Source organism: Pseudonocardia sp. N23, from assembly GCF_002583555.1.
Taxonomy (GTDB): domain Bacteria; phylum Actinomycetota; class Actinomycetes; order Mycobacteriales; family Pseudonocardiaceae; genus Pseudonocardia.
Genome location: NZ_BEGX01000023.1, coordinates 1 through 11,423, shown reverse-complemented (window position 1 = coordinate 11,423; position 11,423 = coordinate 1). Strand labels below are relative to the sequence as shown.

General features: G+C 63.2%; 7 protein-coding genes and 2 pseudogenes. 2 read left to right on the top strand and 7 right to left on the bottom strand.

Annotated elements, in window-relative coordinates; all coding sequences use genetic code 11:
* Positions 1-239 (bottom strand): annotated as a pseudogene (locus TOK_RS34870) (hypothetical protein); the annotation flags it as partial.
* 330 nt (positions 240-569) lie between these two features.
* Here TOK_RS34870 and TOK_RS35285 point away from each other — a divergent pair.
* Both TOK_RS35285 and TOK_RS07800 read left to right on the top strand, forming a co-directional pair.
* Positions 570-1,331: a helix-turn-helix domain-containing protein gene (locus tag TOK_RS35285; RefSeq protein WP_374754868.1), complete on the top strand. Its 762-nt coding sequence runs from the start codon at positions 570-572 to the stop codon at positions 1,329-1,331.
* A 122-nt stretch (positions 1,332-1,453) separates the two neighbouring features.
* Complete coding sequence (locus TOK_RS07800; RefSeq protein ID WP_098957135.1) at positions 1,454-2,419, top strand: transposase; 966 nt, start codon at positions 1,454-1,456, stop codon at positions 2,417-2,419.
* Positions 2,420-2,477: 58 nt separating this feature from the next.
* On the opposite strand, the pseudogene TOK_RS07795 reads toward TOK_RS07800, so the two are convergent.
* The 6 genes and pseudogenes from TOK_RS07795 to TOK_RS07770 all read right to left on the bottom strand — a co-directional run.
* A pseudogene (locus TOK_RS07795) lies at positions 2,478-3,268 on the bottom strand (transposase family protein).
* 131 nt (positions 3,269-3,399) lie between these two features.
* Entirely contained in the window at positions 3,400-5,619 is a 2,220-nt protein-coding gene (gene katG / locus TOK_RS07790; protein WP_098957134.1) for a catalase/peroxidase HPI, read from the bottom strand.
* 28 nt (positions 5,620-5,647) lie between these two features.
* Positions 5,648-6,100, bottom strand: coding sequence for a Fur family transcriptional regulator (locus tag TOK_RS07785; RefSeq protein ID WP_098957133.1), 453 nt, complete (start codon positions 6,098-6,100; stop codon positions 5,648-5,650).
* A gap of 72 nt (positions 6,101-6,172) precedes the next feature.
* The gene (locus TOK_RS07780) at positions 6,173-9,100 is read right to left on the bottom strand and encodes an FAD-binding and (Fe-S)-binding domain-containing protein (protein WP_098957132.1); all 2,928 of its coding nucleotides are present in this window, start codon (positions 9,098-9,100) and stop codon (positions 6,173-6,175) included.
* A 203-nt stretch (positions 9,101-9,303) separates the two neighbouring features.
* Positions 9,304-10,593: a hydroxyacid-oxoacid transhydrogenase gene (locus tag TOK_RS07775; protein WP_098957131.1), complete on the bottom strand. Its 1,290-nt coding sequence runs from the start codon at positions 10,591-10,593 to the stop codon at positions 9,304-9,306.
* 341 nt (positions 10,594-10,934) lie between these two features.
* The coding region (locus TOK_RS07770) for a GntR family transcriptional regulator (RefSeq protein WP_141566312.1) at positions 10,935-11,423 on the bottom strand (489 nt) is incomplete at its 5' end.

The following is an 11,423-nucleotide window of genomic DNA, read 5'->3' as shown; positions in this document are numbered from 1 at the left end:
CCGCCGACGTGGCCACCGACCACCACTCTGACCGAGTGCCGTTGCAGTACTAGCGGCCAGACCTCGCTGATGGCCTCGGGCAGCCCCTTGAGCCCGTCGCAGGCCAGGTGCTCGGTCATCTCGGTGTCCAGCGCAGCCTGCAACACCGTGCGCGTCACGCCGGTCAGCAGCCCGACCGGGCCGACCAACGACACCCCGCTCCGGCGGGCCTGCTCGATCAACTCGTGGGCCAGCCGCACGTCCAGGCCCGGCGATACTGTGCCGCCGGCACCTCGGGCTTCTCGGCGGGGCTGCCCGCCGCTTCGATCTCGTTCAACAGTGATCCTTCCCGACCGGAGCGACTGCTCCAGCCTGCCGGATCACCGCCTCACACACGATCTTGCTGACAGTCCCGTCGCTGCCCGTAGACAGCTTCTCACTCTGCGAGAACAAGTCTTATGCTGGAAAAGGTCCTTGCCGATCCTCTGGTGCCTACCTGAGGGAGCCGAGCCGTGTCTCAGCGCATCACAGCACCGCGGATATGTCAGGAACGCCAAGACTCGGCGCGCACCTCGGTTGTCCGACGCGTGATGGACGTGCTGGAGACATTTTCAGGAGGCCGTCCGCGGCAGACGCTTTCGGAGATTGCTCGGAAAGCGCAGCTACCGGTACCAACAGTGCACAGACTCCTGCAAGAGATGGAATCGGCTGGAGCAATTAAGAAAGTCGACCGCTCGTATGAGATCGGCGCACAGCTGTGGCTTATTGGGGTTCAGAATGTCGCTATAGGCATAGTCCAACAGGCCTCCTTAAGCCTACTTACCGAACTGGCTCGAATCACAGGTGGATATGCGCATCTGACTGGCCTAATTGACGACCGAGCCATATGCCTCGCTTCCGTCGCGCCGGGTCCAGGGTGCAGAGCGTCAGTCGCCATGGAAGGCAAGCCCAGCATGGGCTCACTCCCTTTAGTTGGCAGTAGCCCTTCACTGGTGGCAACAGCCTCAGGCAAGGTCCTGCTGAACTCGATACTCCGAAACCAGAGCGGGCATCCGTGTGCGAGAGCATTGCGGTGCTTATATCTGGCAGCGCCTGAAGTCCGGTCCATGCGGGTAGAGTTAGCTGCTTCCGCAGCAAGACGATGGGCAACCTACCACGACGTTGTCTCCAACACTTTCTCGATCGCCGTTCCAGTGACTCCCCCACACCTCTGCAGTGACATTCCCCCTTTGGCATTGGGCCTATCCTTCGATAGTCGACGACAGCTGTCTACCTACTCAGCCCACCTGCATCAAGTAGCAGAGCGCTTGAGTCATCGTCTCCGGCAGTTAGTAGCAGACGTTCTGTCTTGACGCCTGATCATTCCATCGCGGACTGGGGGAGTGGGCGACCCCAAAAGTAGAAAGTACCTCGTGGACGGGTGCGACAGGAGCTTGCTGCGTGTCAGGCCCAGTAGGACTAGGGTTGAGAGCAGTTGAGTCCGGCTCCATTCTTCGCGGTCTGGCCGCTCCCACTCGAAGTCGGCTGCTTCGAGGGCAACAAGGCTGAGGCCACCACGATCCTGCCGATCATCGAGGCCTTCCGGGTCCGCCACGGCCTGCCCGCCCAGCCGGGAGGAATGGTGGTGGTTGCCGATACCGGGATGCTCTCGACGGGAAACCTGCGTGAGCTCGATGCGGCAGGGCTGAGGTCCATTGTCGGCTCCCGGGTCACCAAAGCCCCGGTCGACTTGGAGTCGCACTTCCACTGGGACGGCGAGGCATTCGTCGACGGGCAGATCATCGACAACTTCACCCCGCGTGACCGGCGCACAGGGCGCAGCGAGAACAGTCCGAAGGTCAAGGCCGAACCGGTCTGTGACCCCGACACCCACCACCACGTCCTGGCGGGCGGTCTGGGCCTACTCCGCGAAGCGGCCGTCCGCGACCGCCGCACCCTGACGCTGCTGGAGAACCCCACCCGCGAGGTAGTCGCCGGTGAGAAGTCCGCACGCACGCCGAGGTTCGTCAAGACCACCAACGGCTCCCGCAGCCTTGACGAGGCCGCCTTGGCACGGGCGCAGCGGTTGGTCGGGCTGAAGGGCTACGTCACAAACATCCCCGCAGGCCAGGCCTCCGCCAGCGAAATCACCGGTGACTACCACGACCTCCGGCACGTCGAGCAGTCCTTCCGGATGAGCAAGACCGACCTTCGCGCTCGGCCGATGTTCCACCACCAGCGCCAGTCCATCGAGGCTCACCTGACTATTGTGTTCGCCGCCCTCGCGGTTGCGCGCGAGGTCCAGAACCGCGCCGGACTCGCCATCCGCAACGTCGTCCGCCAGCTACGCCCGCTGCGCTCGGCCACCATCACCGTTATCGGCACCCAACAGACCTTCCCGCCCGCCGTCCCCACCGAGAAGCAGAGCACCCTCGACGCGATCCGCTCGCCAGCAGACTGAGGCACTAAAGCAAGTGACCGAAGTCAGGCTCGAGACAGTCAGCCCTTTCCACTTGGGTTCAGCCGGCGTGGATGAGGACGGGGAGGGCCTTGACCAGGTCGGTGGCCCGGCGCGGGCAGCAGCGGATCTTGCGGAGGACCCGCCAGGCCTTGAGCACTGCATTGGCCCGCTCGCCCGGCCTGCGCTGACGGGCGTGCGCGGAGTTCACCTCGTTCTGGTTGCGGGAGAGCGTGCGCTGCTTGCCCGTCTCGGGGTCCTTGGGGCGCCTTCGGTGCGGAACCTCGAACTCGGAGCCGCGGTAGCCGTTGTCGGCGATCACCTTCACCCGCGCCTCGCGCAGCGCGTCGAGGATGCCGTGGTCGCGGGCGGCGCCCATGTCATGGCGGGCGCCGGGTAGCGCGGCCGAGGCCCACACCAGCCGCCCGGCCGGGTCGGAGATGACCTGCACGTTCACTCCGTGACACTTGTGTTTGCCCGAGTAGTAGGGGGCCGGTCTCGTCCCGAGCCCATCCCGACTCGGGCGATACACAGCAGGGTGCCGTCGAGGATCACGAACGCCTTGGCCACGATCACCGCCATCGCCTTCTGCAGGCTCGGGGCGAGCGCGGCGAGGCCCTCGATCGCCTCGGTGATGTAGCGGAACACGGTGGTCGTGCCGATGCCGTACTCGGCGGCGAGCTCGGTGTAGGCCTCGCCCTTGCGCAGGTGTGCCAGCACGAGCACAGCCTGGTCACCGGCGGACAGACGCCGCCATCGGGTACCGACCTCGGCACGGCGGCTGCGGAGGGCGTCGGCGAGGGTGGTGAGGGCGTGGTTGGACACGGACAGTCCCGCAGGGTGGGAAGGCAACCGAAGCTCCTGGTCAGGACGAGTTGATCTAGTCAATCGCCCGTCTACCAGGAGCTTCACTCACTCCGGTGACGCCACGCCGTAACAGCTCACGCCCACCTCCGACCAGGATGGAAAGAGCTCAGTGCAGGTCAGCGCGCGTCGTACCGGTCGGAGTCCATGACCTTCGCGAACGCGGCGACGAAGTCGGCGACGAACTTGTCCTTCGCGTCGTCGGAGGCGTAGACCTCGGCGACGGCGCGCAGCTCGGAGTTCGAGCCGAACACCAGGTCGGCGCGGGTACCGGTCCACTTGACCGCACCCGCGGCGTCGCGACCCTCGAAGGAGTCGTCGTCACCGGCGACCGACGACCACGTCGTGTCCATGTCCAGCAGGTTCACGAAGAAGTCGTTGGTCAGGGTGCCGACGTTGTCGGTGAGCACGCCGGCCGTCGAGCCGCCGGTGTTGGCGCCCAGCACCCGCAGACCGCCGACGAGCACGGTCATCTCCGGCGCCGACAGGTTCAGCAGGTTCGCCCGGTCGACCAGCAGGTACTCGGCCGGCAGGCGGTGGCCCTTGCCGCGGTAGTTGCGGAAGCCGTCGGAGGTCGGCTCGAGGTAGGAGAACGAGTCGACGTCGGTCTGCTCCTGGGTGGCGTCGGTGCGGCCCGGGGTGAACGGGACGGTCACGTCGTGGCCCGCGTCCTTCGCCGCCTTCTCGACCGCCGCGACGCCACCGAGGACGACGAGGTCGGCGAACGAGACGTCCTTGCCGAACGCGGACTGCACGCCCTCGAGGGCGCGGACGACCTGGGCGAGCTGGTCCGGGTCGTTGACCTCCCAGCCGGCCTGCGGCTGCAGGCGGACACGGCCGCCGTTGGCGCCACCGCGCTTGTCCGACACGCGGAACGACGAGGCCGCCGCCCACGCCGCCGACACCAGCTGCGACACCGACAGACCCGTGCCGAGGATCGCCGTCTTCAGCTCGGCGACGTCGGCGTCGGACAGGGTGTAGCCGTTCGCCGCCGGCACCGGGTCCTGCCAGAGCAGCTCCTCCTGCGGCACCAGCGGGCCGAGGTAGCGCTGGATCGGGCCCATGTCGCGGTGCGTCAGCTTGTACCAGGCACGCGCGAAGGCGTCGTAGAACTCCTGGGGGTTCTCCAGGAAGCGACGCGAGATGGGCTCGTAGACGGGGTCGACGCGCAGCGCGAGGTCGCTGGTCAGCATCATGATCGGCCGGTTGAGCTCACCGGTCTCGGGGTCGGGGATCTGGTTGTCGCCCGAGCCGTCCTTCGCGACCCACGCCCACGCGCCGGCGGGGGTCTTGGTGACCTCGTACTCGTAGCCGAACAGGTTCTCGAAGAACTTGTTGCTCCAGGTCGTCGGCGTCTGGGTCCAGGTGACCTCGAGGCCCGACGTGATCGTGTCGCGGCCCTTGCCGGAACCGAAGCCCTGCTTCCAGCCCAGGCCCTGCTCCTCGATCGAGGCGGCCTCGGGCTCGGGGCCGACGTTGTTGTTCTCGTCCGGGTTCGCGGCGCCGTGGCCCTTGCCCAGGGTGTGGCCACCGGCGATGAGGGCGACGGTCTCCTCGTCGTTCATCGCCATGCGGGCGAACGTCTCGCGGATGTCGCGGGCCGAGGCCAGCGGGTCCGGGTTGCCGTTGGGGCCCTCCGGGTTGACGTAGATGAGACCCATCTGGACCGCGCCGAGCGGCTTCTCCAGGTCGCGGTCGCCGGTGTAGCGCTCGTCGCCGAGCCACTCACGCTCCGGGCCCCAGTAGACGTCCTGGTCGGGCTCCCACACGTCGGCGCGACCACCGGCGAAGCCGAACGTCGTGAAGCCGGAGACCTCCAGGGAGCGGTTGCCCGCGAACACCATGAGGTCGGCCCACGAGATCTTCTTGCCGTACTTCTTCTTGACCGGCCACAGCAGGCGACGGGCCTTGTCGAGGTTGCCGTTGTCCGGCCAGCTGTTCAGCGGGGCGAAGCGCTGCATGCCCGCGCCCGCGCCGCCGCGGCCGTCCTCCACCCGGTAGGTGCCGGCGGAGTGCCACGCCATACGGATGAACAGGCCCGCGTAGCTGCCGAAGTCGGCGGGCCACCAGTCCTGCGACGTCGTGATGACCGCGTCGACGTCGGCGGCGAGCTCGTCGAGGTCGAGGGTCGCGAACGCCTCGCGGTAGTCGAAGTCGTCGTCCATCGGGTTGGCGACGGCCGGGTGCTTGCGCAGGATCCCGAGGTTGAGCTGGTTGGGCCACCAGTCACGGTTGCTCCCCCCCTCGGTGGGGTGCGCGAACTTCCCGTGCGCGACGGGGCAGCCGCCGGCCTCCTCGGTGTTCATCTCTCCAACTACGGCGTCGGGTTTGTCAGACACGGGATTCCTTCCGGGGATCAGAGGTCGGTCAGCCGGCGGCTGCGGTGGCACACGCCGGGCAGAGGCCCCAATAGACGACCTCGGCCTCGTCGATCGCGAAGCCGTGGCTGTCGGATGCGGTCAGGCAGGGGGCGGCACCCACTGCACAGTCGACGTCGGCGATGACGCCGCAGGACCGGCACACGACGTGGTGGTGGTTGTCCCCGACCCTCGACTCGTAGCGAGCCAGGGAACCGGGCGGCTGGATGCAGCGCACCAGGCCGGCCGCCGTCAACGCGCGCAGCACGTCGTAGACCGCCTGGTGCGAGACCTCACCGAGCTCCGCGCGGACGGCACCGATGATCGACGCGGTGTCGGCGTGCGGATCGTCGTGCACCGCGGACAGCACGGCCACACGCGGGCGGGTGACCCGCAACGAGGCCCCACGCGAGAGAGGACTCGTGAAGCCGAAGCGTCGCGCTAAATCGGTCGTAGGCGGCATTACATTCGGAGAATCTTCGACATCGAACTTTCTATCCCGTAGGCTGTGAGTTGATCTACTCGAGCCTCTGCGTCACAAACTGACGGGCCCCTTCAGGCCGAGGGCGCGGGCAGCAAGCTGAGCCAAATGAAGGGGATCGCGGGACCCGGCTTCACGTAGCTGGGTACGACAGCTGAACCCATCAGCAAGAACCTCTGTATCAGCGTCGGCTTCGCGTACCGCCGGAAGCAGAACTCTCTCAGCGCATGCCATTGAGATGTCATAATGACCTTTCTCAAACCCGAAATTACCGGCTAGGCCGCAGCATCCCGAGTCGAGAATTTCGGCCTCCACACCGAGCGCGGCGAATACAGCTTCGTCATCTTCAGTACCCAATTCGGCATGCTGATGGCAATGCACCTGGACAATAGCCTTTTGGCCTGGCAGAACGACGGCAGCACGCAGCTCGTCGATATGCTTAGCAAGAATTTCGGCGAATGTAAAAATGCTCCCTGAAATGGAGCTCGCAAGCGGCACGTTAGGCAAGAGCTCCGGCGCATCTGCGCGTAGCGCAGCGGTACAGGACGGCTCCAGGCCTACCACAGGAACGCCATCAGCGATCCAGGGGCTGATCGTGTGAAGACTGCGCCGCAACACCTTTCGAGCGGTCTCAACTTGACCGGTCGACGTCCACGTGAGTCCGCAGCAGACGGCCGCTGGCGGGACCTCGACTGAGTATCCTAATGCGGACAATACTGCTACAGCGTCGGTGGCGATAGACGGGTCAAAGTGGTTGGTGAACGTATCCGGCCAGAGCAGCAGCCGACCGCGTGATTTGCGATAATTCATCGCTGAGTTAGCAGTAGAAGTAGGTCTGCGACTGGATCGCCGCTGGCGTACGATCGTCGTGAATGGTTGGCGCGCTATACGGGGTATAGCGCGCTGCGAAGCAATTCCTCCAGCCCGTTTAGCCACTCCCGCAAGAGGAGTTTGGGCAGCCCTGTTGAGCAAATCAACAATAGGCGCCGGGAGGTGGCCGACGAGTCTCATCCAGCGAGGCAATGCGCCCATTGAGTAATGGGATGCCGGACGAAGCTTCCCCTTATAGCGTTGAGCGAGAAACTCAGTCTTGTAGGAGGCCATATCGACGCCAACTGGGCAGTCGCGCTTGCACCCCTTACACGACAAACATAAGTCCAGGGCCTCCGCAACCTCCGGTGACTGCCAACCGTCGGAGATCAATTCACCGTTAGCCATCTCGAAAAGTAGGCGCGCACGACCCCGGGTCGAGTGCATTTCTTCACCTGTGGCTCGATAGCTCGGGCACATCACGCCCCCAGAAGCGGTGATGCACTTTCCGACGCCCAGGCACCGGCGAGTGGCTCGTGCAAAACTGCCACAATCATGTGTGAAAGCAAGTTCGGGATCATTTTTTAGGGTTGGCATTCCAACGAACACGCGGAGGTCGTCATCCATCTTGGCGGGTCGCACGACTCGCCGCGGGTTCATCTGGTTGTCAGGGTCCCAGATGTCCTTGAACTCCTCAAATGCAGCGATGATCTGCGGAGGGTACATCCGGGGAAGGAGCTCCGCGCGGGCTTGCCCGTCGCCGTGTTCTCCTGAGAGAGAACCACCGTGAGCGACGACGAGATCGGCCGCATCAACCATGAAAGATCGGAAATCCGCGATGCCAGATGTCGTAAGCAGATCGAAGTCGACTCGTACGTGCAAGCAGCCGTCGCCGAAGTGACCGTAGTATGCACCGCGACGGTTGTGGCGCGATAGGAGAGCATCGAACTCCCGCAGGTAGGCGCCAAAGTTCTCCGGTGGTACAGCGGCATCCTCCCAGCCAGGCCATGCCTCACCGCCGTCCGGGCCTCGAGTGACAATCCCCGCGCCGTCCTCCCGGATCCGCCATAGCGCCTTCATCACGACTGGATCGCCGACGACAACGCTTGTCGCGCCATAGGACTTCATTGCCGCCGCAATCGCGCGAGCGGCGGTCTCGGCCTCTCGTCGGGTCGTGCCCCCGGTCTCGACGTATAGCCAGCCACCTCCGTCGGGCAGGAGCTTGCTCGCGGTCTCAAGCGGGTTGTATGCGCGCAACGCAGCAATCAAGCCGGCGTCCATGCCCTCGATCGCCAACGGGCGATGCTCGCGTACAGCCATGACATGGTCGGCAGCGGTGTAGGCGTCGGGGAACCCCAGCACCGCGAGTGCACGATGAGGCGGCGACTCCACGAGTCGGACGGTGGCCTCCAGGACTGTCGCGCATGTGCCTTCAGTACCGACCAGGGCCTTGGCGAGATTGAACTGATTCTCAGGCAACAGCTGATCAAGATTATAGCCGGATACTCGTCTCGTCAGGTTCGGAAAACTGAACCTGACATCGTCGGCGAACTTGTCACGTAAATCTCGGAGCGCACCGGGGATGCCGATCGCGTCGACCCCCGGCTCACCTTGTCCGAGACTGAGTCTTTCACCGCGGTACGTGAGCACGTCCAGCGCAAAGACGTTGTCGACCGTCTTCCCCCAGGCCATCGAGTGTGAACCGCAGGCGTTCGTGCCGATCATGCCGCCGAGGGTGCAGCGATTGTGCGTTGACGGATCGGGGCCGAAAGTCAGTCCATGAGCGCGTACCGCGTCTCTAAGCGTATCGAGGACGAGTCCTGGCTGAACACGGGCGGATCGCTCTGATGGATCGATCTCGACGATGCGGTTCATGTGCTTGGTGAAGTCAAGTACAACCGCGGTGTTCACAGCCTGTCCGCCGATGGAGGTACGAGCTCCAACCGGCAAAACCGCTACACCATACTCACGACACACGGCCATTGCCGCTTCAGCATCCTCGGCGTCACGAGGTTCGACTACACCTATCGGTACATGCCGATAATTGGAAGCGTCCGCCGAATACATCGCCTGAGATGCAGAGTCAAAACGAACTGCGCCGCGAACTGCTTTCGTGAGCTCAGCCTTCAACGCGGTGGCTGCAGCGACAGTAGGCGTAATGTCATCACTCATACGGCTGGCGCACGGTCACTGGAAGTGAGCCACGAGCCTTTCACCACCCGAGCAGTCAGGCCACGAGGACATGTGCAAGTTGACAAGGGAACCAAGAATGCAGACGGTCTGCTGAAGTGTACCCCTGTAAGCATTTACCGACACCTCCGGGCAATCTTCGAAGAGCCTCAACCGGCCAGCTACTTATCCACTGAGGTGAACCATTACCAGTTAGAGATTGACTTCGTCAGGATCGAGGCGATGTCCTCCTCTGTAGGAGTCCTTGCGCATGTCGACAGCAAACGCTGCTGCTTCATCGTTCCAGGAACGAGATCTGCGACATCAGACTCGGAGTACCCCACACCGCCAAGGCCGTTAGGGATGTCGATATCACGCATCAGCTGAATCAGTACTGACGGCAGCCGCTCGGCCGGCGCACCGACGCTAGCTGCTTCGGGGTTCATCAGCTCAGCAGCGCGAAGATGACGCTCGGGGGCGCTGTCGAACGAAAAGCGGAATGCTTCCGGAGCCGTCAAAGAAACGGCCTGCCCATGAGGCACCATTGCTTCTTCCTGCGGGTATCCAGCCGGGCAGTAGTCCTTCACCATCCCAGCAATTGGATATGCATTAGCATGCGGGATGTGAACGCCTGCGTTCCCGAAGCCCATGCCTGCGAATGTCGCGGCGAGCATCATGTTGGATCGCGCTTCAATGTTGTCGTGTCCATCAAGTACTGATAGGCGAAGTGACTGCGAAATCAGCGCCATCGACTTCTCGCACCACAAATCCGACACAGGATTGGAACCGCAGTATGTGACACGAGCTTCAGGGGTTTTACGATCAAACTGCGTGTAGTATTTCGCCGTATAGGATTCGAGAGCATGACATACGATGTCCATGCCGGATGCCGCGGTAACCTCCGGCGCCAGCGTCAGCGTCAGAAGTGGATCGACAACCGCCAAGGTGGGACGCAGACGCCAGTGGCTGATCCCGGTCTTGACTCTCATCGAGAGGATGTCCATGACACACATAGCAGTAGACTCTGAACCAGTACCCGCAGTTGTTGGAACCGCGATGAGAGGCTTGAGAGGTCCAGGCGGAACCTTGGCCTTACCGATAGGTTTATTGATGTAATCCATCAACTCACCAGGGTAGCTCGTCAATAGATTGATCGCCTTGGCGGTATCAATTGCGGACCCGCCGCCGACGACAATAAATCCGTCCCACGGCCCTTCTTGACGAGCGTAGTCAACGGCTGATGAGATAGATTGATCGGTCGGCTCGATGTGCACATCAGCAAAGATGTTCGACTCAATATTATATCTCTTCAGTCCGTCGGAGATGCGCTGTGGAACTCCGATGGATGCAACTCCCCGATCTGTCACAATGAGGACCCGAGTCATCCCGAAGCCAGAGGCCTCGAATCCGATCTCGTCGGTGGCGCCGGCCCCGAACTTCAAGGGTGGCGCACCCCACGTGAAGATCGTCTCTTCGACCGAGCCTGTGTCGACCATTTCTCTCCTACCGCTCTAACGATGTTCGAATGCAACAGGTACTGCCTAGAGAAGCTGCTTGATTCCCACTCAGCGCAACATCTGTCTCTTCCCGCGTTGCCGACGAAGCTCGATAAATGAACTCGCGGCGGTTGCGAATATACTATTCAGGTCGATCATCTCAAAGCTCGGTCGCTCAAGGCGGGGTGCCGAATTTCCCTAAGATTCCGGTCCCCTCATGCAACAATGGCGAACGAGCCGTCTCGCCCTCGACAGAAATTCGGGGGCTAGGGAAGAAGAACGCACAAGTACTGCTTAGCTACCGAGGGAAGCCATAGAGTGGCATGTTGCATGCCACTCCGTCAACCGCCGTCGCCGCCTAAGACCGGCTTTCGCGACTCCCAGGCGGAGGTGGTCCAACCTAGGTCGACATCGACACCGTCCCCAGCCTCCTGTGCCAGGAGCAATACTGACGTGGTCTGAATGTGCGCGCACATCGCGTCGCCCGCTCCCTCCGGGTCCCGTGCTTCCAGCCGCTCCAGAACCCCAAGGTGTTCCGCAACGATGTCAAGCATCGTCCGAGACGACTCTGCAGTCGAGACTCCACGTTTAACGACCATGTCACGCATTCCGTCAATGAACTCCGCGAGACGCTTGTTCCCGGTCGCCTCGAGGATCGTTCGATGGAATCGGCGGTCGTGCTCCCACATGCGGACCTCATCGCCGTCGCGAGCGGCGCGCTCCATCGCGGCGAACTGACGGCGCAGCTCCTTCAGGCCCGCAGCATCGAACTTTTCGGGCTCTTCCCAGATGAGGGTGTAGTTGGCGGTCTGGTGGCGCGCGGGGTGGTC